Origin of the sequence: Arthrobacter sp. E44 (assembly GCF_041877125.1) — a bacterium.
In the GTDB taxonomy this organism is placed as follows: Bacteria; Actinomycetota; Actinomycetes; order Actinomycetales; family Micrococcaceae; genus Arthrobacter.
In genome coordinates, this window is sequence record NZ_JBHDJA010000016.1 from 12,823 (window position 1) to 37,875 (window position 25,053).

The window sequence follows — 25,053 nt, forward strand, 5'->3', positions numbered from 1 at the left end:
CCGTAACAGGAGGTTCATTTGCGATTCCGTGCAATGCCTTGCCACCGGAACGGGGGCAGGACGCAGCACAGACTTCAATATCTTAGTGCATATGGACCCGATAGGCGATTCGCGCTTGACTCAAGGCTAGCCGGATGCTGCTGCAGCCCGGCAGCAGCCGGACGGGCTATGTGGAAAACAGGAGGCAGGAAGGCCGGGACTTCCGTCTTGCTGGAGCTCCGCGAAGAGTGGCTGAATCCCCGCATCTCCCTATCAAATGCGGCCGGCAAAGACCCCATTGCCCCATCTGGAAGGCGCGGACTACGTTGTCCCTAATCTCGACGTTCGCCCGCGAATGTCCGGCACGGCTGGGGTGCCAAGGGAAATGTCCATGAACCTGCGCCTAAGGAAAACCCCAAGATGTCCAGAGCTAAAACGCCTGCCTCCGTTGCTTCCTCCCTGGCCCTGGCAGTCGCCCTGTTATTAACGCTTATCGCCGGAATCGACAGTGCCCGGGCCGCCGAGAATTATGGCTACCAAAGCATCAGCTATTCAGGAGTGAGCAACCCTCCCACCGCTGACAAGCCGCAAAGCAAGCTGTGGTGGAACGACGGTACCTGGTGGGCAGACATGTGGACCACAGGTAGCGGGTGGCATATCTTCCGGCTGGACCGGACCTCAAAAACATGGGTGGACACCGGCGTCCTCAACGATAGCCGCGGCAATACGCTGGCGGACACGCTGTGGGACGGAAACAAGTTGTACATCGCTTCCCATGTGGTGACGGTGTCAGGAGACTCAAGCACGCAACCTTCCGTATCCGGACAGCCGGCCAAGTTGTACAGGTACAGCTACTCGGCCGGCAAATACACCCTCGACAGCGGATTCCCCACCACCATCACGAACAACAGCAGTGAGTCGATGACAATCGACAAAGACACCACCGGTGCCATCTGGGCTACGTGGACCCAAGTCTCCGGGAGCTCCACGAGCGGCTACACAAGCAGCGTCTACGTCAATTCGTCCACTCCAGGGGGAACGAGTTGGGGCACGCCGTTCGTCCTTCCTGTAGCCGATCCGAATCCCGCGCCGGATGACATCTCGGCCGTGGTCGCTTTCGGGAGCAACAAGATCGGCGTGATGTGGAGTGACCACCTTTCGAATGCCGTTTATTGGGCCACCCGCACGGACGGGACATCGACCACCGCTGCATCCTCCTGGAACTTCCAGCCGGCTGTCCAGGGCAAAGGCCAGGCGGATGACCACCTGAACCTGAAAGCACTCATGGCAGATTCAGCAGGACGCGTGTATGCAGCCGTAAAAACGAGCTTGAACGACACGTCGTCAGACCCCACACTGCCGGAGTTGCAGCTCCTGGTATTCCGGCCCGGGACGGGTTCCTTCACCCGGTCCACTATTGCCACCATTGCCGACTGCGTCACGCGCCCCCAGATCCTGCTGGACACCACCAACAACCTGGTCAGGGCCTTTTACACCGGCCCGTCCACCTCAGTATCAGGCTGTGCCTACTCCGGCATTCCGGGAAGTATCTACGAAAAGACCGCCTCCATGGACAACCCGGTCTTTGGCACCGGCCGGGGAACCCCGGTTATCCAGGACGGCGCTTCTGCCAACATGAATGACGTCACCACCACCAAGCAAAGCGTCAACGCAACTACGGGTGTGGTGGTCATGGCCAGCAATAACGCCACAAAGCGGTACTGGTACTCGGACCGGCCCCTGGGAACAACCCCTTCACCCAGCCCAACGCCTACACCAACTCCTACGCCGACCCCCACGCCGACGCCAACGCCGACGGGGAGCATCACAGTGGTGGGTACGGCAAGCAGCTACTCCGGCACGGCAGCCACCGTTACGCTGCCCAAACCGTCCGGCGCAGCGGCGGGAGATGTCCTGGTGGCGTCCTTTACAGCAGACCTGAACCCTTCGATCAGCTCGGTGCCCGCCGGGTGGACACCCATTGTGAATGGACTGCGCGTCTGGTCGGGTGCAGAAGTGTTCGCTTACTACCACGTCGTGGGAACTGCCGACGGTACCTCATACTCATGGACCACGAATCCGGCTGTGAAGTGGGGCGGGGGAATCACCGCTTACCGGGGAGTTAACACCACCACTCCTCTGGATGCCAACGCGGCAACCCAGGTATCGTCCGGAACCAGCATCACGGTCCCAAGCATTACGACTGCCAGCAGCGGTGCCATGCTCATTGGTGGAGCGGGATACGACAGTGGCACGCCGGCGATTACGGCTCCCACAGGCTGGTCCGAACGCTGGGAAGCGGCAGGCGGCCAGATTACCGAGGAAGCCGACAGGGTCCAGCCATCTGCGGGAGCCAGCGGCACCAGCACCTGGACGTTCTCAGCCAATAAGGCCGCTGGGGCCTGGCAAGCTGCCCTGAAGCCGGCAAGCTAGCTCCCCACCAGCACCTTCAGGGTTGCCTGGCGCTCCAGGCAACCCCGCAGGTACCCGCAGTATCCACATTTCTGGCCCCGGGTGTCCGCAGCCGCCCTGGCCACAAGGACCACGGCGGCCCCAGGCGCCATAGCGTTGCTTCACGCCATTTCGTCAAGCAACGACACAGGCAACAGCCGGAAAAGGGGCATCCATGGCAGCAGAAGTGGTCACACGCAGAGACCCGGACTTCCCGGGCCCCTTTGCCGAAGCTGCCTATCCGGCGCTTCAACCCACAGAAGGGATCGAAGTCTTGAGTTATCAGGAGATTGGCGGCAGCGATGAAAAGGCTGCCGGAATGGGATTGAGGGACTACGTACGGGTAGCCCGCACTTACTGGAAGTCGATCACAGCCGTAACCCTTGGCATCACGCTTGCAGTCATGGCGTGGAGTGCGCTCCAACCGCGCGTCTACGCCGCGGAGGCTTCTGCGGTGGTACTTGCAGTGGGAACCGACAATGTGAGCACCCTGCTGCAGGGTGACACGTTGGCCAAGGCAAGGGCCAAGAACTATAAGTCGCTGGCAGAATCCCGTTTGGTGGCCGACAACGTGCGTGCCTCTTTGGGGTTGTCCCAGGCCAGCGATGACCTGCTGAAGGACGTCACGGTCACCGTCCCGCTTGAGTCGGCTGAAATCTATGTCAAAGCCGAGTCCGATGATCCGGCAACAGCCCAAAAAGTTGCGGACGCGTGGATCACCGAACTGGCCAAGCAGGTCCGTGACAGGGAGGCCGCCGCTGCCTCCGGGCAGCCGGCTGCACCCGCCATCCCGCGGCTCTCCCTGATTCCGCTCGACGCAGCCACTGTCCCCACCGCCCCTGCTTCTCCAGGGCTGGCGTTGGCTACCATCTTCGGTCTCGCCGGAGGTCTTCTCCTGGCTTATTCCTCCGCACTCCTCCGGAATCACCTTGACCGCCGGCTGCGTACTGCCGACGACGTCGAGCGCCTTTCGTCCCTGCCCGTGATCGCGGCCCTTCCCGTGGAGGCCAAGCTGAAGGGAGATCACACCGGTGCCGTAGGAGCAACAGTAAAGCAGGGTGGAGCCGGTCATAGCCCCGCATTCGCTGAATCACTCCGTGAACTGCGCACCAACCTGGCCTTCCTCGACGTTGATAACCCGCCGCGAATTATCGTCGTATCAAGCTCCGTCAGTGGTGAGGGTAAATCCACCGTTGCTGCCAATTTGGCCGCGACGATGGCGGCAGCTGGGGAAAAGGTGGTAGTCGTCGATGGAGACTTGAGGCACCCTAGCGTCGCCAAGATTTTCGGCGTGGTTCCCGGCGTAGGTGTCACCGACATCCTCACTGGCAAAGCTGAAGTCGATGAGGTCCTTCAACAGCGCGGTGACTTGCCAAACCTGTCGATTTTGGGGGCCGGCCGGATTCCACCCAACCCCAGCGAACTGCTCAGCTCCCACGCCATGAAGCACCTCATTGATTCCTTGGCGGAACGGGCAATTGTCATCATCGACGCTCCCCCGCTGCTCCCGGTAACGGACGCCGTACTCCTGAGCCGCATCGCGCATGGAGCAATCGTCGTTGTCAGGGCGGGCCGGACAACCACCGACCAGTTGCGGAAGGCCCTCGGAAACCTTCGGAAGGTCAATGCAAGCGTCCTGGGAACGCTCATCAACGGCCTGCCTGCCAAGGAGTTTGACGGGTATACGTACTACACGCCTGAACCGGAGGCCGAACGCCTTCCGATTCCCCGTGACCGGTCCAACGCGCATGAAACCAGGACAACGCCGCGCCCCGCTGCTGTTCCCTTGGCCGGTGGTAATGAGAAAGCACGGAGAAGCGTCCCCTCATCCTAGGCGGCTGGCTCTCCGCTTTACCTTCATGGCCCTGCCGTCACCCGCCCGCGGATCTGTGGGTACTGGTTTCACGCTCCCAGAGGAGAACGAATGTCCAAGTCTGTAGTTGTTATCGGGACCCGTGGCTACCCGAGTTATTACGGCGGTTTCGAGACTGCCGTCCGCCATCTGGCGCCATTCCTCGCAGAAAGCGGCTGGGATGTAAACGTCTACTGCCGGGCAGGCCAAACAAAGGACGACGACGAGGCCCGCGACCCACGCGTGCGGACCACGAGAACGTGGGGGCTTGAGAGTAAATCACTCAGCACCCTTTCGTTCGGGTTGTCCTCGGTCCTCCATTCGTTGCTGCACAAGCCCCGGGTTGCCCTGGTGATGAACGTGGCGAATGGTTTCTTCCTTCCCCTGCTTAGGCTTCGCGGAATACCGAGTGTTGTGAACGTTGACGGCATTGAATGGGAACGTGCCAAGTGGAACCGGATTGCCAAATCCGTCTTCAAGCTTGGGGCGCGGATGACAGCCCGGTACGGCACCATCCTTGTGAGTGACTCGCTGGAAATCCAGCGCCGGTGGAGGGAAGAGTTCGGCCGCGACAGTGTTTTCATCCCCTATGGCGGACGGATCCCCGCCCGGAGCGATGTGGTCCCGGGATATGAGCACGATGGATATGTGCTCATGGTCGCCCGGTTCGTTCCCGAAAACACCGTATCTGAGTTCTTCGAAGCGGCCGAGCTCCTTGCCGAGCAGCACAAGGTGGTGATTGTTGGATCCACCGGATACGGCGGTGACTTGGACGAAGCTGCCCGCCGCTTGAGTGAGCATCCAAATGTCGACTGGCTCGGCCACCTCAGCGACGACAAAAAACTCCTTTCCCTGTGGGAGCATGCCGGCGCTTACTTCCACGGCCACAGTGTCGGCGGAACAAATCCTGCCCTCGTTCAAGCGATGGCATGCGGGGCACCCGTTGTCGCCCGCAACACCCCCTATAACGCGGAAGTCCTGGGGTCGGACGAGTATCTGGTGCCTCCGGAACCACTGGCCATCAAGCGGGCGGTAGAACGCATGCTGAAGGATGACGACGAGCGGGCGAAGGCCAGGGAGGCCAACAGGGAACGGGCAGCTGCCCAGTACGACTGGACCGACGTGTGCCAGCGCTACGAACGCGCCATGCAAGCGGCCATGGGTGCAGAGAAAACGGCGGAAAGGAAGGGGGAACAAAGCAATGACGTCGACAGCGCCGGCAATCTCCGGGCTACCCTTCGCTAACGGCACTGCGCGACTCGTCGTCGTCAACCCGCTTGGCGTTGCGCTGGAGCATTACACCTCAGCCCTGTGCGGCCATCTGCAGGACGCCGGGGCGGAGACAGAGCTGATTTCGGTCCCGGAACCGTCGCAATCCGGAAAGGGGCGGCTTCGTTGGCTTATTGCCTATTCGGGGGCCCTCCGTTCGGCGGGTCGCCTGGCACGCCGAAGCCCTGGACCGGCCCGCGTTCTTCTAACGTGGCCTGTACTCGGTTTCCTGGACTTCCTTACTGTCAAAATCACCTGCGGCAACTCCGGGATCATCGTCTACCACGATCCGCGCCCGCTGGTCCGGTCTGTTGGCAGCAGTCCCCTGGTTGCCCGACTTGTGGGGCAACTGAAGAAGCGGCCGGGAGCCCTTGTGCACAGCCAGGAGGCGGCGGAGGCCATGGGCGACCTGGGCCTGGCCCCCGGGATGATCCTGTTGCCGCATCCCATGCTTCCAGTGGGTGATGCGGTACAAGGGCGTACCGGTGGCACCGGAAGGCCAACTGTCCGCGTACTTGGGCAGTACAAGCCCGACAGGGACGTGGCCCTGCTTGAGGAATTGGCCACCAGGCTCACGCCAAAGTACAACCTTGAAATAGTTGGCCGTGGTTGGCCCGCCGTCAACGGCTGGACTGTGGACGCGCGCTTTGTTAGTGAAGGCGAGCTTGATGAGCTGATTGCCACCAGTGACGCAATTATCATCCCTTACAAGCGCTTCTATCAGAGCGGCATCGCTATCCGTGCGCTGGAACAGGCCGTTCCTATCGTTGGACGTGCTGGTACCAGCCTCCGGGGACTCTATGGACCGCAGTCCAGGCTGCTGGTGACGGAATCAGGCGAACAGCGGGATACATCAATTGCCGGCTGGATCGGTGCGATCGAACATGCCGTGGGCCAGGGCAGGACTGAAGCAGCACTCGCAGGCAAGCTCTTCCATGCGGATGCCTCCAGAGACTGGGCTGCCCTGTACCGAAATTGGATCTTGCCAGAGCGATAAGACCGGGGACGCATGGACTTGCTCCCCGAAGGCCGGACTGAGGAATCAGTGTTGACTTTCGGGGAGCATTTCCATGGTTGGAAGGGAGCCCGACCAGCAGCAATGCTGGGGCGGCCTATGTTTGAGTGGGGTTTAGGCGGCAGCGACAACGTCCGGAGGTGCCCGTCGGACGCATTGCACAGCCCCGCGGAGCCTGCCCTGGGCCGAGGGACTGGGCTGATTGGAGCTCGGACCCGGGGGCGCTGAGCAAACCGTTCAGGCCTTTACTGAAGGGGAGGAAGAGGGCTCGCATTTGCGATCGCCTCGAACAGTCATTCTCCGGCTGGCCCGAACCTTCACGGTTCCAAGAGCCTGCATGCAGCTTTACCAGTTTGTCTGACCTTCGCCGCGGCACCCCCAGCGAAACCATCACCGGCTCCTGCCATCACGCCCACGTCCCAGCAGTACTGGGAGTCCTTGCCGGACTGGGGTGGCCTTTTCTAAGGCTGGGCCACAGCTGCGCGGGGTGGGTAGGGTCCCGGCACCGCCCCTGCCGGGGCGCCCGCAGTTTCCTGTTCAGTGACGGGTGTGCTGTGCCGGCGCTGGCCCGCAGTGATTGCCAGAGCGACCAGGATCCAGGTTATCGGGAAGAAGACCGCGTTCGAGAAAAGACTGCTGATCAGGCAGAAAGTCAGCAGTTGCCCCGGAATCGTCCGGATCCTTACCAACGCCAGTGTGATCAGGAAGGCGATCAGCGGGACAGCGAACCATGCGCCGTCAACCCACATGCCCAAAATCCAGTTACTGGCGACGTTGTTCTGTGCCTCGCCCACGGCCTCGAATTGTCCCCAGGCGCCTACCCTGCCGGCTGCGCTGATGCCGTGCCCGTACACCGGCACCGTGTCCGCCAGAGCCATCAACGAGTCGTTTTGCCTGATCCGGGCCTGGCCCGAGATGTCATCTTCCTGGACGGTGCCTATCATTGTCGAGATCCGCCGTACCAGGTCCTCCTGGAGTTGCGGGACCGCGGTCAGGGCAACTGCCGATGCCAGAACGGCGGCAGCAATGGCCGCCAAGCGGCCTTTTCGAGGCCCTTTGAGCCTCGGGCCGACTGCATGTGTGCCCCGGTAGATCACCGCGGCACACGCGACCAGGAGCAGCGTCCCCACCAGGGCGACCCATGACGCCCGGGCCATTGCCAACACAAGAACCATGAAGTTTGTCAGGCTGAAAACCACCTTCGCCACCCTCGGCAGGGCCAACCGCCAACTGAGAATGACCCCGACGCCGGCGTACATGCCCAGCCAGTCGGGTTCGGGATAAATGCCTGTAGGACGGCCAATGGCACTGATCTGCAAATGCCACAGGTCGCTCGGCACGAGCTTGAAGACCTGCAACAGACCCACTGCACTGCCAATAGTGGAAATGACAAGCAAGCCCCACAGCATGGCCTTCGCATCTTCCCGGCTGGCCCTCAGCACCACGATTGCGGCTGAGCCAACGAGTCCAAGCAGTTGCAGTGCCAGGGTTGGGCTGTTCACCAGATCTCCGAGGAGCGCAGTGGAGGCAAACAACGCGGCGGCAAAGCCAAGCGGTGCCAGGAACTTTGCAGAGCTCCTGTTGACGGCACCTCCCGGCAGGCATAGCCAAATTACCGCAAGGATCGTGAAGATGTGGATGCGGAAAACCTGCACGCCGACCAGCCCGGCGGATACTCCCAGCAGAAACGAAAGTGCAGAGCGGCGGTCCGGATGCGTTAGGACTGCCACCACGGAAAGTATGACTGCGGCACTGCCAAATCCAAGATATAGGGACTCCACGCGCAGATCCTCTCCGCTGCTTATGCACGTTGCTTCGTGTTTGTTTTCCACGTTATTCCGGGTGCCGCCGGGCCCCTAGGTTCCTGGCGGGAGTATGTGGATAACCGCAGCCGGAACAAGGGCTGACAGCGGTTCCACAGATGCTCAGCTCACGGCAAAGGCTCACGCCCGGGCGGCAGTGCATCCACGGCATCGCGCCAAAACGAGACAAAAGGAAGGACTGCCTGCCGGACAGAATGCTCCTTTTGCAGTTCTCCAATCTCGCTTTCAAGTCGTTCAAGTTCCGCCTGGTCCGTGATGACCATGGAAGCCGCATCGGCCAGCGCCTGCACGGAATTCGGGACTGCAATAAGTCCGCCCACTTTCGACGCTTCACCGAGGGTTCCGGAGTCGAAGCCGAGCACAGGCGTGCCATAGGCGAAAGCACGCGAAACCACGCCGGACGCCGGCAGCATTTTTCCGTAGAACCGACTTGTTTTGTCGTACGGCAAAAGGATCGCCCTCACGGACTCGAAGAAGGCGTCTTCCTCAGCGCCCTCAACGGCGCCAAGAATGGTTACTCCAGGGACGTGCGAAAGCTTTTCCGTTCCACGCCCCGCCACGATCACATCAACCTCGGGCGGAAGCGCCGCACGCAATTCCACGAGCCGCTCGAAACCCTTGCCTTTGGCGGCATGGCCATACAGTCCTACGGCCAGTGGCCGGTCAAAAGCTGGCTTAAGGGCGGCCCTGGAGGGTATGAAGTGCCGCGCCGCCACTGCCGTGCAGGCAGGGAAGGCCTCCCGCAAAGCCCGTGCCCCGACGTCGGTAAGCGCGAACAAAGCAGTCCCTCTCAAAGCTAAGCGCTCAAACTGCTTACTTACCGGCCGAAGCGGAAGGTGGATGCCGTGGTGGAGCCACTTCCTCGTCGCCACGGACTTGAACCGGAAGGGCCACCAAACCGCCCATGGCGGGTCGTGAACCGTGGCTGTAATGATCACGTGCCGGGGACAACCTGCCAACAGCCAGAAGGGCGCCAGCGATGCTGCGGATAATTCGAAATGGACAACAACTGGTCCGTCCGATGCCGCCTTGTCGATGACCTCTGCCAATTGTGCCCGGTAACGCACCAGGTCGAGGATTCCCGCATCTCCGGGCCCGCCGGTCCTGATCTCACGGAAGCAGGAGAAGGAAGGAATTGCCGCAGAAATGAGCTCTTGTGCGTAGTCTCCGACTCCTCCCGAATTCACGCGCGGCGCTACAAGTATCAGGGAGGCGGGAATGAATTTAGGATCACTCGTGGCCGCTTCTTTTGAATTGCTCATGTCACTCCATGCTTCAGGTTGGATGGCTTTGAAGGTTCCGTTGCCTTTAGTCCTGGGTCATGCAGGTTGAGGCCTCTTCCTGCGGAGGAGGACCAGAAGCTCGTCATGCAGTGCGGTAAAGCAAAACCTCAGGGCGGCGTACACCGCGCCAATGGCGGCTGCCACCACCAGTACCGCGGTGGGCAATCCGCCGAGGTAGGGAAGGAGGAAGATGCCGAGACCGGTAATTGCCACGATCACGCTGCATGCCAGCGCAGGGAAGACCGCTTGCAGCAGGGCTTTCGGCGCTATGCCCAGCACTCTGGCTGCCACGGCCTGCATGCCGAACGCGAAAAAGACAGCTGCCGCCATTTGGGCCAGCGCTACTCCGATAATCCCCCACTGGGCGGCGAACAGCAGGACGGGCACCAGCACCGCCAATCGAACGCTGGAAAAAGCGATCGAAATTCCGGGCCGGCCGATTGCCTTGTATACGTCGTTTGCTCCCGCTCCAAGCGAGCGCGCCGCGGCATACAGCGAGAGGAAGACAAGTGGGATAACGGAATCGATCCACTTGGATCCGAAAACCAACGGTACGACCACGGGCGCCAGCACGGCCAGCCCCACACCGGCTGTCATGCCATAGAGGGCCTGTATCCGGACGCCTCTAAGATAGCCATCCCGCAAGCGCCCGGGCTGGTCTTGAACCTGGGTGTACAAGGGAAACAGGACGGTGGAAAGTACGAAGAACACATTGATGATGAGCGCCTCGGGAAGCCGGAATGCCAGCGTGTAGAAGCCCAGGGCCTGGGCCCCGAGCACGGCCGCAATGATCAGATAGTCCACGTCGAAGATGAGCCTCGCGAGCAAGTTACTGCCGGCCACGGGAAGTCCGAACTTGATTGTTGCCCGGATCGCATCCCCGGCCACCCGCCAGATTTGCCAGGGAGCGGAGTGGCGAACAAGGAACCAGCAGGCAATCGCATACGCAACTGATCCTGAGGCTGTTCCTGCAGCGAGGGAGAATGCTCCATACCCGGCGAAGGCAAGAATGAGGCTAACCGTTCCGGTGGTGAATGCGCGGAGGACCGGTGCGACTGCCAGCTTCTTAAACTCCAGGTCCCGCCTCAACAGCGCCTCGGGGACCGCCCCGAGGGCTGTGGCCAGCAGTGAAATAGCGAGCACCCTGACCAAAGGTGCAACCTCGGGCAACTGGAACAGTTCTCCGATCCAAGGCGCCGCCAGTATGGCCAAGACGGCGAGCACGGCACCAATCACCACCGAGACCAGGAGCGCCGAGCGCGCAGTTACTGCAGAAGCAGGCAGATACACCAGGGCTTGTGCCACTCCGGCATCCGCGACAGTTTCCATGTAAGCCATGAGGACAAGGGCTGCAGCCACGAGCCCGTATTGTTCCGGCGACAGGAGACGCGCAAGCACGATTGTCGTGAGGAGCACGATGCCCTTGCCTGACACGAGTGCGATACCTTGCCAGATTGCTCCCCTGAAACCGACCCGGGCCAGTCCACCACCATCATTAGTCATGTAAGGAACCTTCCCGTGACTGCCTACAGAGCCTGGTCGGCCCAGTCGGTGACCGAGTGGCGCCATAGCCAAAAATCTCGGTCATAGGTGAGAGCCGACCGAAGACGCCCTGCCTCCCCGGAACCGGCTCCCTGGTCCGCCAGCCGGTAGGCCATGGTTGCGGTGGACCTCGCCCAGGTTGCGATGACCACATATGGGAGCAGGTCCGGGTTAACGCCCCGCCGCCTGAGGTGCTGCGTCACCGAAGCGCCTGCCCAGCCGCCCGCACTGAAGGCGTTGTCGAAGGCACGGAGCTGGAGCTGGCGGGATGACAGCGCATTTTCCTGGGATTGACCAAGGTATTGAAGGTAGAAAACCAAGTCGTGCGCGGGCAGTCCGTCAAGCCGCGAACGCTCCCAGTCGACCACCTGCAACCGTCCATCCTGCTGCAGGAAAAGGTTCTGGTAGCTAAGGTCACCGTGTTCAACAACGGCCGGAAGCTTTTCCTCCCGCAGTGGCACGAGCACTTCATGGGTGCGGTCTATGAGCTCGAGGACTTCATTATCGCCAGGAACCAGCGAAGCGAGATCGTCCAAAGGAGAGCGGACCGTCCTTTCGTACCAGTCCGGGTTTTCCGCGACCTGTTTGGTGCAGGGCAGGGCAGCCACGAAGTCCTCGCCCGCTTGAAGCGCACGGCCAAAGTCTTCCGCGACGATGTGGGGCTCCAACAAGGCGCCCGTCACAGCCGTCTCGATAAGCACTGTTTGTCCGTCGACATCAAGGACGCCAACGACCTCCGGTGCCCCCTGTCCGGACCCCACCCCCAGCGCCCTGAGTTGGAGCAAAACGTCTGCTTCCTTGCACACGCTGGCGTTGTCCCCCGGCTGGCGGGGAATCTTCACCACCAGGCTGGGGTCCCGCGCGCCCTTGGCGAAGATCAGTGCCACTACGTGGCGGGACGTGACGAACTGCGGTGTAAGCAGCAGGGAGGTCCACCCGCCACGAAGACCAAAGGATCCAAGTGAGAGTTCGCGGTAGTGGTCGCGGAGGATCTGATCAATGTATTTCACGCTGACTCCTGGTGGCCGGCTTCTTCCACCCGTCGGCCGATCACTATGCCTGCGGGCGCGGCAATGTTGAACAGGCCCAGCCTTAGGGCCAGCCTCGCGACAGGTGCCTTGGCCTTCCCAAAACGTGCACTTGAGTAGTGGGCGATGGTATTCCTGACGGCGGTTTCAGAGGCAGTGGGTACAAGACGCTCCGGATGTTCGAGCGTCGGGACGAGCCAATGGATTTCCACCTCGTCGAAGCCTGCCCGTTCCAGGGCACGTTTCCAGCCGCCGAGGGTATGCGGGCCTCGACCCAGGGTGAATTTCCGCTTTACCTGCAGACAGATCCAGCCGTCGGCGCTAAGGGACCGGATACCCTTTTCAAACAGCAGGAGGTCTGGCTGCGAGAGCAAGACAAGGTCGAATTCAACTGCTCCAGTACTTCCATCCATGGCAATCCGGGTGGCACCCGGATCCAACAGGCTCAGGGATGCGGCGGTGTCCGGACCAATGTGGCCCCCGTAGCCCACCCTTCCGCACTGTGCGACCGGAAGCAGGAACCGCCAATCGAGCAAGGTCCACAAGTGCAGTGGCAGCCGCGCCGGCTCAACAGGGTCCGCGGCCTCCTCCCCCACCAATGTGCGCCACATAAGGCTTGATGCCTCTTTCCTCACCTCGGAGGCTGATCGGCTGGCATCAACAATGCGGGCCGTTGGAAGGTTCCCAGCCAGCTCCAGGTAGGCCGCCCTCCACTCCTCCAATATCTGGGGACTGTGTTCTCCCTTTCGTTTGAACATCAGCTCACCGGGCGCGTCGAGGACAAGCACAAGGTCGGGTGTCGGTTGAAGGCGCAGGGCAAGTGCATCGGTCAGCGCACCAAGGCGGCTTTTAGTTTCGGGACTGGCCAATAAGGTGTCTTCAGCGAGCCTGTCCATGAGCACCAGCCGGCCGCGGAACGAGACGTACCTTGCGGTGAGGCTACCGCGAAGTATGCGGAATACCTTCCTGGCAACCACAGCGCCTGGAACCCGACGGACCCAGGGATCGTGCCGGCTGCCCGACCAAAGGCCCATATAGACATAAGTCGAGGGCAGTGGAGAGTGCGACTGCAATTCGACGAGCAGAGTGGTTTTGCCCGCTCCATCCGGCGCGAGCACTCCGATCACAGGTCCCCTGCCCTTGAGATACGGTCCCACCCGTCGAAGCACTCTGTGGGTTACCGAAATCATCTTGGGCGCGGATGTGTTTCGCGTCCAGTTTCCTGACAGAGACGCCGCGGCGGCGGGGACATCCTGAAAATTGCCGGAACCCAGTAAATCCAGGAGGTCCTGGGCTTTCCCCTTTCCGAATTTGCGGTCAAGGAAATCAGCCACTGGGTCAGAAGCCGAAGCTACGGCAGTGGCCCAAAGGGCAACCGGTACTCTCTCGGGTGCAATGTGTCCCTTGTCCAGCACCAAGTGCAGGATCTGAAGCCATGCCTTGTCCCGGAGTTCCGGAAGCCAGAGTGGTCCATGGGCGACCCGGCGCCGCAGACAGTCGGCGGCAAGGCCTGTCCGCAGCTCCTGGAACTTTCCGAAAGCAATGTCCGAAACAATGTCCAGTTTTATCCAGGAATCCTCATTTGGAAGATAGCAAAAATAGAAACGGTGGCTTCCGTGTCCTTGTGCCATTACCCGGCGGAATCCTGCAGCCTCAAGGACGCGGTCCAAACGGGGCAGTAACTTTCGGGAAACCAGCAAGTCAACATCACCGGCGGGGTGCATAAGATCATCCTCACCCCGCAATAGAATCCAGGACTGTCCGGTATCTTCCAAGGTCCGAAAAACGGACATCAAAACAGGATTGATATTTAGTTCGAACTGAGCACCGGAATCGGGTATAAACTTGGCGAACCGATTAGGGTGTGCAACTGAATCCGGAAGCCCGGGAAATATCGACAATTCACTTACCCCTTAAGACACGTCGTTTCCGGACCGGGCCGTGTGGGCCGGCAAGGGAGTGCGGGCTCCCAGTTTGGTCACTGCTGCCGGCAACGCAGCCATGGCTTGTGGCCGTCTGGTGAGCATACGCCGCCCCTGAGCAGGCATCACGAGTAGTGAGTACTCGCTTTTATGGACGGAAGCCCATTGGAGTACGTAAGTATGGGGGTAGCTGCGCGGCGGTGGCCGTTAGGTAGGGGAGGGTAGCGCCGCAGTCCATTAGGTAGCTAGGGAGCATGGCGCCCGTCTTGATGAAAAGAAGGGGCGATCTTGATGAAATCCAGAAGAACTTTGTATGGCGCTGGCTCCGGATTCACGGCTATATTCTCATTTACGGCTGGGTACCGCGCCGAAGGCGATAAGCCGACGGCCTGCCGCTCCCGTGGTTATTAGCATAACCACGAGGCGACGCTTAGGGATTTATTACTACTAAAAATCGAAAGAATGCAGGTCTCCTTCTTCGAGAATTGGGGACCCCATGTCATTGGCAGGACGAAAGAGGGAGTTGGACAGGCTCCTCTCCGTGATTAGAGGGCCGAAGGATGCCGCCCTTGCCGTGATCGGTGTCCATGGGGTCGGGAAGTCGGCACTGGTTTCCGAAACTCCGCATCTTTCCGACTACCGGACCGTCTTTCTCGGCGCGAGCGCATTCGAGTCCGCCTGGCCTATGTCCGGGCTTACCGCCCTCCTGAATGCGATGGACGATCCCGTTCTCAACGGAATTGCAGACCAAATCCTCCGCGATACGCCTGGAACCCTCGACGCGCCGGCAATATCCGCCCTGCTGCTCAGGGGCCTGCACCAGCGCTCTTCGTCCAGGACCGTCATTGTTATCGACGACGCAGACCAACTGGACCCAAGCAGCCAGGCAGTGATCGGCTTTCTCGCCCGCCGCCTTGCAGGGACGGATATCGCACTGATTGTCTGCCTGCGGGAAGAGATTCCTGACAGCCCATTTTCGGGCCTGCCCGTCCTCACCCTTCATCCCTTGAGCTACAGCGACACAGTCAAGATGCTCGAGGCCCTTCCGGTCAGTCAGGGTACCAACGCCGCTGCCCACGCAGTCGCCGGAGCCAGCCGCGGGAACCCGCTCGCCGCCGTCGAACTTTACAACCAGTTGCTGGAACGCCAGGCCGAGGGCAAGTTTGCCCTCCCTGTCCCCCTGCCCTGCAAGGGCAGTTTCGAAGCCGAATTCGCCTTGGCCGTAGGAGGACTGACGGCAGCGGCCCGCAGCGTCCTGGACCTCCTATCCCTATCGTTCCGAAGCGACATCTCCGCAATAGAGAAAGTCAACCCCAATGTCTGGGCCGCGGTGGAGGAGCTGCTGGGCCGCGGACTCGTGCAACGGACAGGCTCCTATGTAGGTATCCGCGACCAACTGCTCCGCGGGTACATCTTCGGATCGATGACGCCTGCCGTCCGCACTGCCAGCCACTCGGCACTGGCGGAAGCTTCGGAAGCTACAGATCCCTACGCACGAAGGTGGCACCTCAGCTTCACCGCCCTGGAACGGCAGACACCCTTTGGCTTGCTGCGCCACGCGGTCGACCTGATAAGGGCCGGGGAAGTCCCCTTCGCCGTCGAATACATCGAGCGGGCACTGAGCATCAACCCCTGGGAGGCTGAGACCGCTGCCCGCCTTTCCACTGTGGCTGAGCTTTTGTTCAACCGCGGAGAGTTTGTTTACTCCAGGCGCTATCTGGAGTGGGCTCAGCGGATAACGCGGAATCCGGCCCTCATCCTGCGTCTGACGGGGCTTTCATTCGAAATAGGTTTCATCCAGGGTGCAGCAATCCGTTCTGCCATGGTCCTGCGCCTCGTGAAGGAATTCGGCCAGTTCGATCCATCCTTTGCTGCCAACTTGCTTGCTGTGGCTGCCGTCTATTATGCGGAACGGTGGGAACTCGCAGACGCGAGGGACATCCTGTGCCACGCACGGGAGTTCACGGATTCCGCTTCCGAAGAATGCCTTGAGATCACGCAGCGCGCAAGGATGCTGACCGAGATTATTGGCGGCGAGCCGGAGCCTGCAAAGCCCAAGTATGCCCCGGACGGTGACAACACCATTGCAGGCCTGCTGATCCATGGCCGCGCCCTCAGCTATGCGGAAAGGCACAGTGAGGCGCAGGAAATCTTCGCGCGGGTGCGTTCTTCCGCAGCAGACGCCAACTGTAATTGGCGCGAAACGGCCCTTTTCGCCGCGGCAGACAACGAAATCAGGGCGGGCAATGTCCGGACTGCCGTGAAGCTGGTTGACGAGCTCGAACTGCGCGAGCCCGACTCCAACTACCACCGCGGGATGCGCCATGTCCTCCGGGCATGGCGGGCCCACGCTCTGGGTGATGAGCCAATGGCCCAGACCCATGCGAAGGAAGCACAGCGCCACGCCGGCGTTGAGAGCCATGCCGCCATCACCGCCCAGCTTGCCTCCTGGCAGGGGCACTTCGCGTTGCTCCGAGGCGACCTCGCCGAATCGCTTGCCCAGCTTTCGCGCGCTGCGGAGATCGGCGTGCGGTTCAACAATCCCACCTTGCTCCGCTGCGATGCGGATCTTGTGGAGGTCCTGGTTCGACTGGGACGCCACCGCGAGGCTACCCAAGCCCTAGCAAGCCTGGAAAGCCGCTCCGTAGGGCTTCGGTCCCCCTGGTTGATGGCAGCGGTTGCACGGAGCCGGGCCATTTTGGCAGACGGCGAACAGTCCCTCCAGCTGTTTGCCCAGGCGCTCGAGAACCGGAACCGGCATGAGTCTCTGCTTGAGCGTGCCAGGACAATGTTGTCCTACGCCGAACGGCTAAAGGCGCTGGGAAGGTTGCGGGACGCGCGGGACGAGATGATGCGGGCCAAGGTCATATTCGACGAAATCGGGGCCAACGCCTGGCTTCAGCAGGTGGATGCCCTCCTGCTCAATGAAAGGGTGGAAGCACCAGGTCCGCAAGGTAACCCGGCCCTGCTCCTGCTCGCCGACCATGAGCGGGTCCTGGCAAATATGGTCGCAAGGGGCATGCGCAATAAGGAAATAGCGGCCACGCTGTTCGTTTCCGTGCGGACGGTGGAAGTGCGTCTTACCGCCATCTACCGCAAACTCGGCGTCGAGTCACGGGCCCAGCTGACTGCCCTTGCTGCGGGGAAAGCGAAGTCCCAGCCGGAGCCCTACGTCCTGCCTGTCCTTTAAGTCCGAGGGCTCCGCAGTCTCCGCATTTCCCACAACACACCGTCGCAGGATCCACAGGGAACCTGCCGAAACCCGGCGCATGCTGCTCTCCCCAGCTAGCTTTGCGTCAGAGTCACATTACAGGTGAACAAACCGTTAGGGGCCACGATGGCAGAAGTACCTATTACCCGGGAACGGAACACAATCCCCTACAAGAGGACTGGCCGCCCTATCTACGCCGGCAACCTTGGAAGCGACTATCCTCCCCGTGGCATCTACGCAGGATCGGCAGGGCCTGTTGCCCTCGTGGACGTACCAGCCAAGGGACGGGAATCGTCTGCCGACTGGATCGCAACCCATATCAATCTTTTGAGGATTACGGACAGCCTCCTGGTGGCAGGCTCCGTCGTGCTGGGTTCCGAGCTGGCCAACCGCGGATTGTTCCGTGACGGGTCCAAGGCTGGAGCCGTAGCCACGGCAGCAGTGGCCTTGATTTGGATCGCCGCGTTGGAGATTCACCGGACACGCGATCCCAAGGTCCTGGGGGTCGGCGCTGACGAGTATAAGCGTGTAGCTGGGGCTACCTTCCGCGTCTTTGGTTTCCTTGCTTTGGCCGCCGTGATCTTTTCGATCCAAGGCGGTGCCGCCCTGGCCACCGTTTCCCTCCCCGTGGGAATCGTTGCGCTCACCGCCAACCGCTGGGCGTTCCGGCGCCGGCTTGCCACGGAAAAGGCAAAGGGGCGGCACCTGTCGCGGGCCATCGTTGTCGGCGAACCTGAGGACGTCCGCTATGTGGTCCACCAGATCGAGAAGAAATCGGGTCCCGTCTACGAAATCCTGGGTGTCTGCCTCCCGGGTTCCCGGCGGGGGGCACGGCTGCGGGTAGACGACCGACTGGTCCCGGTCCTTTCGTCCACGGATGACATTCCGCGAACGGCAAGGCTCGCCACGGCGGATGCTGTGATCATCGCCGGACCTCTCCCGGGAGGGAACAGGTTCATCCGGGAGCTGGGGTGGAAGCTGGAGGAGTGTTCGGCGGAGATGGTGCTGGCAGCAACCCTGACCAACGTGGCAGGGCCCCGTATCCATTGGCGCCCCGTGGAGGGACTGCCGCTCATGCACGTTGACATCCCCCAGTACTCGGGCGGAAGGCACATCCTTAAGCGGGTGGTGGATGTGGCACTTGCCGGCACCGCACTCCTGGTCTTGGCACCGATTCTGCTCCTCCTTGCCGTCATCGTCAGGAAAGACAGCCCCGGCCCGGTCCTGTTCCGCCAAGAGCGCATCGGAAAGGATGGAAAGACGTTCGGAATGTACAAGTTCCGGTCGATGGTGGTGGATGCCGAGGAACGCCTGGCAACTTTGACCAAGAACAACGAGGGCTCAGGCGTACTTTTCAAAATGCACAACGATCCACGGGTCACCAAATGCGGCCGTTGGATGCGCAAGTATTCGCTGGATGAGTTGCCGCAGCTGTGGAATGTCCTGGTGGGCGATATGAGCCTGGTGGGGCCCCGCCCTCCCCTCGCCAGCGAGGTCAGCGCGTACGAGCGGCATACCCACCGACGCCTCCTGATCAAGCCCGGCCTTACGGGGCTCTGGCAAATCAACGGGCGCTCGGACCTTTCATGGGATGAAGCCGTGCGCCTGGACCTGTACTACGTCGAAAACTGGTCGATCGCCGGGGACCTGCTGATTCTGTGGCGCACTTTCCGTGCCGTTGTTCAGCCTTCCGGCGCCTACTGACAGCTCAAGCAGGAAGAGGACGAGATGAATGCCGTGGCACACAATTTCGGCTTGGACAACCAGTCGGCTGCCAAGTTGGGAATGGCCGTCGTGGGCGCCGGATCCAGGGGCGCTGCTCTGGCCAGGACCTTCCAGGCCTCCCCCGGCTGGGAATTGGCGGCAATATGCGACGTAGACATTGACCGGGCACGCAGGCTCGCCGCGAAACTCGGAGCTGTCCCCTGTTTCGAAACGATAGATGAACTGCTGGACAGCGTCGACGTAGATACTGCCGCAATTGCCACCCCGCTGGGTGCCCTCCATGGAACGGCCATGACGGCCTTGCGGGCCGGCAAGCATGTCCTGGTGGAAGAGCCCCTCGCAGACAGCCTGGCACACGGACAGGAGATGGTGTCGCAAGCGAAAACGGGTGGTCTTGTCCTGATGGCCGACCATCCCCATTCCTTTGAGCCGGCCATCCAGAAAATTCAAAAGCTGATGGACACCGGTTCATTGGGCGAGATCCTTTTTGTCGAAGCCCTCCTGTCCGAAACCAACCTCCTGAAGACAGAGCGGGACGTGTTTTGGGATCTGGCGCCGGGCGACTTTGCCATCCTGGACCAGGTACTCCCGGACGGCCTGGCTCCCCTGGACGTCTCAGCCTTCGGCGGTGACCCTTTGGGCACCGGACGTGACTGTGTGGGCCACATCTATTTCAGGCTTCCCAATGATGCCCCTGTCCACCTCCACGTCAACAGGCTCAGCCGGGCCAGAAGCCACCAACTGGTGATAGCGGGTACCCGGCTCACGCTGGTTTGGGATGCCAAACTGCACAAGGAGCGTCTGCGGGTCTTTGACCCCTGCCTGTCCGCCCAGCAGAAACTGACGGCCCCATATTGCCCGGAACCCGACCTTCTCCAATTGCTGGGCGAAGACGGCACCCTGTTGACCATTGAGCAGCAGACAATGGATCGGCTGGCGGCTGAGTTTTCAAGCCGGATCCGACGCCAAAGGGACGGGTACGCACCGCACCTGCCCGGGCTGAGGGTCCTGGCAGTGCTGGAAGCCGTCGCCCGGAGCAGGAGCCTTGATGGCCAAGTGTCCGGAGTTCTTGCGCCGCTTCAGGAAGGCCCGGGCGATCTCTCCGGGGACTGGTCGCAGAGCATCTTGTGGACCACGTAGAGGCAGCCATTGTCTTCCTCCTGCTCCTCCAAGGAAAGTTGGTGTCCCGTGGCTACTGAGTCAGTAGTTGCCAGGATAGAAGTCGTGAAGCCGTGGCTCGGGCAAGAGGAAGCCGATGCCTTGGCCGACGTGGTTCATTCCGGTTGCCTTACCCAAGGCAGGAAAGTCAGGGAATTTGAGGCTGCTTTCGCAGCCGCCCAGAGCGCCCGCTTTGCCGTCGCAACGTCGAGTTGCACCGCAGCCCTGCATCTCGCCTTGGTGGTGGCCGGTATCGGCCCGGGCGACGATGTGGTGGTTCCGTCCCTTTCCGTCGTAGCCACAGTGAACGCCGTCACCTATGTGGGTGCAAGGCCTGTGTTCTGTGACGTCGACCCTGCCACCGGGAACGTGACTGCAGAAACGATCCATGCCGCCCTGACCCTGGACACGCGCGCGGTGATCGTAGTGGACCAAGCCGGTGTGCCTGTGGATCTCGACCCTATTCGGGACCTTTGCAACCGCCACGAGATCACACTGATCGAGGATGCCGCCTGCGCGGTGGGGTCACTTTATAGAGGAAAGCCCGTTGGGACTGGATCAGACATTGCCGTGTGGTCATTTCATCCCGATCACATTCTCACTACTGGTGAGGGCGGCATGCTCACCACCCGCCGGGCGGACTGGGCCGCCCGCGCCCGGGCCCTGCGCGGGCATGCAAGCAACCTGACGCGGCCGAACACGGAGCAGTTCGTCCCTCCCCGGGAGGTGTGCCTGGAAGTGGGCTTCGATTACCAGATGACCGACCTGCAGGCAGCGATCGGGATCTGCCAGCTACGGCGGCTTCCGGCCATGGTGGAACGCCGGCGGTGGATTGCGGGCATTTATGCAGGCGCTTTGTCAGGCCTGGATGGCCTGCGGTTTGTAACTGATCCTCCCTATGGCACGACGAATTTCCAGTCCCTCTGGATGGAAGTCCTTCCCGCATTCCCGGCGACGCGCGAATTATTGCTGGAACGGCTGGCAGAGGCCGGGGTGACTGCGCGGCGGGGAGCCTACGCCGCCCATCGGCAGCCCGCCTACAGATGGCGGGATACCGGCAACACGCGACTTCATAACACTGAACGGCTCAGTGAGCGGACTTTGGTCCTGCCGGTATTCCATGAACTGGATGCCACCAGCATCAACCGCGTCATCAACGCCATCCGGAAAACAGCATCCCCGGTGGGCACGTGAGCGAACTGATACTGGTTGCCGCAACTGGCCTCGCCCGCGAAGTCCTTGCGATGGTTCGCAGCAGCGGGCAGTACGACGTCGTCGGCCTGCTCGACGATGACAAGGAAATGGCGGGTGTGACAGTAGACGGCGCCCCCGTCCTGGGCAGCATTGGTGAAGCTCCGAACTACACACACGCCTTCTTGCTCGTGTGCGTGATGGCCAGCAAGGAACGTGAGGCCGTGGTGGCGCGGCTTGCATCGCTGGGAATCAACGACTCCAGGTACGCCACGGCGGTGGATCCCACCGTCCAGTTTCCCGAGGGGTGCCGGGTGGGGCGGGGCAGCATCTTGCTGCGGAATGTCACCCTCACTGCCGCTGTTACCTTGGGGTCGCACGTGGTGGCCATGCCAGCGGTGACGTTTTCGTACGACGACGACGTGTCCGACTTTGCCACGTTCGCCGCCGGCGTTTCGCTGGGCGGCGGAGTCAGGGTTGGCAGGGGCGCCTACCTGGGGTTGAATTCCAGCGTTCGGGACAGGACCTCAGTGGGAGACTACGCGACGATCGGAATGGGCGCCGCAGTCCTCAGCAACGTCCCTGACGGGGAAACGTGGGTGGGGGTACCCGCCCACGAGATCGATCACCGGGGATTCATCCGTTAGGAAACTACGCAGCCGTCCCGAAGAACAGCTCCGCCACCGTGGCCAGGCGCAGGGGGTCCTCAACCCCGCACAGCTCCCTTGCTGAGTGCATGGACAGCAGCGGCACGCCCACGTCCACAGTCCGGATGCCCAGCCGGGTGGCGGTGAGCGGGCCGATGGTGGAGCCGCAGGGCACCACGTTGTTGGACACGAACTCCTGGTAGGGCACGCCGGCTTCGCGGCACAGCCGTGCCCAGAAAGCGGCGCCGTACGCGTCCGTGGCGTAGCGCTGGTTGGCGTTGATCTTCAGGAGCGGACCGCCGTTCAGCACGGGATGGTTGGCGGGATCGTGCCGCTCCGGATAGTTCGGGTGCACCGCGTGCCCGGCGTCGGCTGAGAGGCAGAACGACGCCGCCAGGGCCTGCCGCCGCTGGCCCACCGTCGCGCCGAGGCCGTCAGAGATGCGCACCAGCACGTCTTCAAGGATGGGTCCGCACGCACCGGATCGGGAGTTGGAGCCGATTTCCTCGTGGTCGAACGCGGCCAGGACGGCAATGGGGCCGCCGGCATCCCCGGAGCCCGCGTGCGCAACCAGCGCCGCAAGCCCGGCGTGCGTGGCTGAAAGGTTGTCCAGCCGCCCTGATGCGAAGAACTCCCCCTTGCCGCCGAAAACCGCAGGCTCCTGCGTGTCCGCGATGACGACGTCGTACCCGCCGATCTGTCCCGGATCGACGGGGGAGCCGGCAACCGAACCTGCCAGCACGCCCAGCAGGTCCGAATCCGTAGGATTCCCCAGCCCCCACACCGGGTTCATATGCCGCTGCTTGTCCAGGGTGAGCCCCTCGTTCACGGCCCGGTCAAGGTGGATGGCCAGCTGCGGGAAGCGGAGCAGCGGGCCGGTGGCCGTGAGGTGCTCTGCGCCGTCGAGCATCACCAGCCGGCCCGCGAGCCGGAGCTCGCGGTCCAGCCAGGAATTCAGCAGCGGTCCGCCGTAGATTTCCACTCCGGCCTGGAGCCAGCCGTGGGCACCGGTGGTGGGCTTGGGCTTGAGCTTGAACGACGGCGAATCGGTGTGCGCCCCGAGGATGTTGAACCCCGTGGTTGGCCCCGCACCTTCGGGGACCACCCACGCGATCAGTGCGCCGTCCCTGATGATGAAGAACCGACCCGGCCCGCCCTCCCAGGGCTGCAGTTCATCCAGGCGGGTGAACCCGGCCTCCTCCAGCCGCCGGCCGCCCTCGTGCGCAGCATGGAAGCTCGACGGCGATGCGCTGACATAGGCGCCAAGGTCCTGGATGTGGTCTGCGGCAGAGGAAGGCAAAGGCATGGTCCCGAGTTTAGCGCCGCGCCTACTCCGCAGGTGCCGCTGCGGGTTCGACCTCCACGGCGTCCGGCTGGCCGGCGGCAGCGCCGTGCCGACGGTAACGGAGCACACCGACCGCCACGACCACGGCAGCCAGGGCCAGGGAGAGCAGCAGCGATTCCCGGGTGGACTCCACGATCACCATGCCGATGAGCAGGGCCACGATGCTGATGATCGCTGCCCAGGTGAGGTACGGGAACAGCCACATCTTCAGCTGCAGGTCCTTGGCCGCGGCGCCCATGCGGCGGCGGAGGACAAGCTGCGACGCCGAGATGACCAGCCATACGAACAGGGCAATGGCCCCCGAGGTGTTCACCAGGAAGAGGAACACGGTGTCCGGTGCGATGTAGTTCAGACCGACCGTGACGAACCCGACCACAGTGGAGGCAAGGACGGCAGCGGCGGGAACACCCCGGCGGGAGATGCGGGTCCATGAGCGCGGCGCGTCACCGCGGGTAGAGAGTGAGAACAGCATGCGGCTGGCGGTGTAAAGACCGGAGTTCAGGCAGGAAAGGACGGAAGTAAGAACTACGACGTCCATGATGGTTCCGGCGCCGGGGATGCCGAAGAGTTCGATGACCGCCACGTACGGGCTCTTGGCCACGGAGGCGGAGTTCCAGGGAAGCAGGGTGACCACCACGGCGATGGAGCCGATGTAGAAGACCAGGATGCGCCACACTGTGGATTTCACTGCCTTCTTGACGGCATCCACAGGGTTTTCGGATTCGCCGGCTGCGATGGTGGCGATCTCAGCGCCGAAAAAGGAGAAGACCACCACAAGGATGCCTGCCAGGACCGCACCCGGGCCATTGGGCATAAAGCCGCCGTTGTTGATCAGGTTGCTCAGCCCCGGTGCGGGGACGCCCGGAACGAGGCCCAGGATGGCGGCAGCGCCGAAGAGGAGGAACAGGACGATGGCAGCGACCTTGATGGACGCGAACCAGAACTCGAACTCACCGTAGGACTTCACGGAACCGAGGTTGGTCAGCGTCAGCAGCACCATGAGGACAAGGGCCCACACCCACTGGTCGATGCCCGGCACCCAGCGGTGCATGATGGCAGCGCCTGCGGTGGCTTCGATGCCCAGGACGATGATCCAGAACCAGGCGTAGAGCCAGCCGATGCTGAACCCTGCCCAGCGGCCCAGCGCCTTGTCGGCGTAGGTGGAGAACGAGCCTGTCTCGGGGTTGGCCGCGGCCATCTCGCCCAGCATGCGCATCACCAGGATGACCACCAGGCCGGCGGCCGCGTACGCCACGAGGATGCCTGGGCCGGCCTGCTGGATGGCTGCCCCCGAGCCGACGAAAAGTCCTGCACCAATCACGCCGGCGATGGCGATCATGGACAGGTGCCTGGGTTTCAGGGACTTTGAAAGTTGCTGGTCAGCATGCATGGAAGCGCCGTCCTGTTGGGAAATAGCATGGGTTGAGCGACGTGCCTTGGTGGACACCGGCGGACCGTGTGATGCACCACATCGTCGTTTCACCCTAGGTCCGCCATTATCCGCCCTGCTTTGTGCAGTTCAACAGATCTGCCCCCGGCGAACAGGACGGCCCTCCAAGCAGGAACCATCACGAGCAAGAAAAGTTTCCTCCCAGGCATATTTGTCATGTGC

The 25,053-nt window shown here is 62.0% G+C and carries 16 protein-coding genes; 9 read left to right on the forward strand and 7 right to left on the reverse strand.

Annotated features, from left to right (window positions below; genetic code table 11):
- Positions 1-399: 399 nt before the first annotated feature.
- The 4 genes from ACETK3_RS14615 (at position 400) to ACETK3_RS14630 (ending at position 6,548) form a co-directional block, all read left to right on the forward strand.
- Entirely contained in the window at positions 400-2,412 is a 2,013-nt protein-coding gene (locus ACETK3_RS14615) for a hypothetical protein (protein ID WP_373993115.1), read from the forward strand.
- A gap of 193 nt (positions 2,413-2,605) precedes the next feature.
- Positions 2,606-4,264 carry a polysaccharide biosynthesis tyrosine autokinase gene (locus ACETK3_RS14620; protein WP_237429300.1) on the forward strand — a complete coding sequence of 553 codons (1,659 nt, stop codon included), beginning with the start codon at positions 2,606-2,608 and terminating at the stop codon, positions 4,262-4,264.
- A gap of 90 nt (positions 4,265-4,354) precedes the next feature.
- Entirely contained in the window at positions 4,355-5,527 is a 1,173-nt protein-coding gene (locus ACETK3_RS14625; RefSeq protein WP_373993116.1) for a glycosyltransferase, read from the forward strand.
- Between the two features lie 424 nt (positions 5,528-5,951).
- On the forward strand, positions 5,952-6,548 hold the full coding sequence (locus ACETK3_RS14630) for a hypothetical protein (protein ID WP_236800352.1): 597 nt from the start codon (positions 5,952-5,954) through the stop codon (positions 6,546-6,548).
- 479 nt (positions 6,549-7,027) lie between these two features.
- On the opposite strand, the gene ACETK3_RS14635 is transcribed toward ACETK3_RS14630, so the two are convergent.
- The 5 genes from ACETK3_RS14635 to ACETK3_RS14655 all read right to left on the reverse strand — a co-directional run bounded on the left by ACETK3_RS14635 (position 7,028) and on the right by ACETK3_RS14655 (position 14,143).
- Positions 7,028-8,347 carry an O-antigen ligase family protein gene (locus tag ACETK3_RS14635; protein ID WP_237429303.1) on the reverse strand — a complete coding sequence of 440 codons (1,320 nt, stop codon included), beginning with the start codon at positions 8,345-8,347 and terminating at the stop codon, positions 7,028-7,030.
- Between the two features lie 149 nt (positions 8,348-8,496).
- Complete coding sequence (locus ACETK3_RS14640; RefSeq protein WP_373993117.1) at positions 8,497-9,651, reverse strand: glycosyltransferase family 4 protein; 1,155 nt, start codon at positions 9,649-9,651, stop codon at positions 8,497-8,499.
- Between the two features lie 57 nt (positions 9,652-9,708).
- Positions 9,709-11,175 (reverse strand): lipopolysaccharide biosynthesis protein, encoded by a 1,467-nt coding sequence (locus ACETK3_RS14645; protein ID WP_236800355.1) that lies wholly within the window; start codon positions 11,173-11,175, stop codon positions 9,709-9,711.
- A gap of 23 nt (positions 11,176-11,198) precedes the next feature.
- Positions 11,199-12,224 carry an aminoglycoside phosphotransferase family protein gene (locus ACETK3_RS14650; protein WP_373993118.1) on the reverse strand — a complete coding sequence of 342 codons (1,026 nt, stop codon included), beginning with the start codon at positions 12,222-12,224 and terminating at the stop codon, positions 11,199-11,201.
- A complete protein-coding gene (locus ACETK3_RS14655) occupies positions 12,221-14,143 on the reverse strand; it encodes a hypothetical protein (RefSeq protein WP_373993119.1) in 1,923 nt (640 codons plus the stop codon). Before ACETK3_RS14655 ends, ACETK3_RS14650 begins: the two co-directional genes overlap by 4 nt.
- A gap of 562 nt (positions 14,144-14,705) precedes the next feature.
- On the opposite strand from ACETK3_RS14655, the gene ACETK3_RS14660 reads away from it, so the two are divergent.
- From ACETK3_RS14660 to ACETK3_RS14680, 5 genes are all read left to right on the forward strand, one after another.
- Entirely contained in the window at positions 14,706-17,354 is a 2,649-nt protein-coding gene (locus tag ACETK3_RS14660) for a LuxR C-terminal-related transcriptional regulator (protein WP_373993120.1), read from the forward strand.
- Positions 17,355-17,501: 147 nt separating this feature from the next.
- Positions 17,502-19,079, forward strand: a complete 1,578-nt coding sequence (locus ACETK3_RS14665) for a sugar transferase (RefSeq protein ID WP_237429309.1) — start codon at positions 17,502-17,504, stop codon at positions 19,077-19,079.
- A 51-nt stretch (positions 19,080-19,130) separates the two neighbouring features.
- Positions 19,131-20,240, forward strand: coding sequence for a Gfo/Idh/MocA family protein (locus ACETK3_RS14670; RefSeq protein ID WP_237429310.1), 1,110 nt, complete (start codon positions 19,131-19,133; stop codon positions 20,238-20,240).
- Between the two features lie 48 nt (positions 20,241-20,288).
- Entirely contained in the window at positions 20,289-21,452 is a 1,164-nt protein-coding gene (locus ACETK3_RS14675; protein WP_237429311.1) for a DegT/DnrJ/EryC1/StrS aminotransferase family protein, read from the forward strand.
- Complete coding sequence (locus ACETK3_RS14680) at positions 21,449-22,096, forward strand: acetyltransferase (RefSeq protein ID WP_236800362.1); 648 nt, start codon at positions 21,449-21,451, stop codon at positions 22,094-22,096. The genes ACETK3_RS14675 and ACETK3_RS14680 overlap by 4 nt, the downstream gene beginning before the upstream one ends.
- Before the next feature lie 4 nt (positions 22,097-22,100).
- On the opposite strand, the gene ACETK3_RS14685 is transcribed toward ACETK3_RS14680, so the two are convergent.
- Positions 22,101-23,402 (reverse strand): M18 family aminopeptidase, encoded by a 1,302-nt coding sequence (locus ACETK3_RS14685; protein WP_236800363.1) that lies wholly within the window; start codon positions 23,400-23,402, stop codon positions 22,101-22,103.
- A 22-nt stretch (positions 23,403-23,424) separates the two neighbouring features.
- Positions 23,425-24,831 (reverse strand): amino acid permease, encoded by a 1,407-nt coding sequence (locus ACETK3_RS14690; protein WP_236800364.1) that lies wholly within the window; start codon positions 24,829-24,831, stop codon positions 23,425-23,427.
- Positions 24,832-25,053 lie beyond the last annotated feature (222 nt).

Coding starts and splice junctions, on each gene's coding strand:
- ACETK3_RS14615 (WP_373993115.1), top strand. CDS start 400: ATGTCCAGAGCTAAAACGCCTGCCTCCGTTGCTTCCTCCCTGGCCCTG.
- ACETK3_RS14620 (WP_237429300.1), top strand. CDS start 2,606: ATGGCAGCAGAAGTGGTCACACGCAGAGACCCGGACTTCCCGGGCCCC.
- ACETK3_RS14625 (WP_373993116.1), top strand. CDS start 4,355: ATGTCCAAGTCTGTAGTTGTTATCGGGACCCGTGGCTACCCGAGTTAT.
- ACETK3_RS14630 (WP_236800352.1), top strand. CDS start 5,952: ATGGGCGACCTGGGCCTGGCCCCCGGGATGATCCTGTTGCCGCATCCC.
- ACETK3_RS14640 (WP_373993117.1), bottom strand. CDS start 9,651: ATGAGCAATTCAAAAGAAGCGGCCACGAGTGATCCTAAATTCATTCCC.
- ACETK3_RS14645 (WP_236800355.1), bottom strand. CDS start 11,175: ATGACTAATGATGGTGGTGGACTGGCCCGGGTCGGTTTCAGGGGAGCA.
- ACETK3_RS14665 (WP_237429309.1), top strand. CDS start 17,502: ATGGCAGAAGTACCTATTACCCGGGAACGGAACACAATCCCCTACAAG.
- ACETK3_RS14685 (WP_236800363.1), bottom strand. CDS start 23,402: ATGCCTTTGCCTTCCTCTGCCGCAGACCACATCCAGGACCTTGGCGCC.
- ACETK3_RS14690 (WP_236800364.1), bottom strand. CDS start 24,831: ATGCATGCTGACCAGCAACTTTCAAAGTCCCTGAAACCCAGGCACCTG.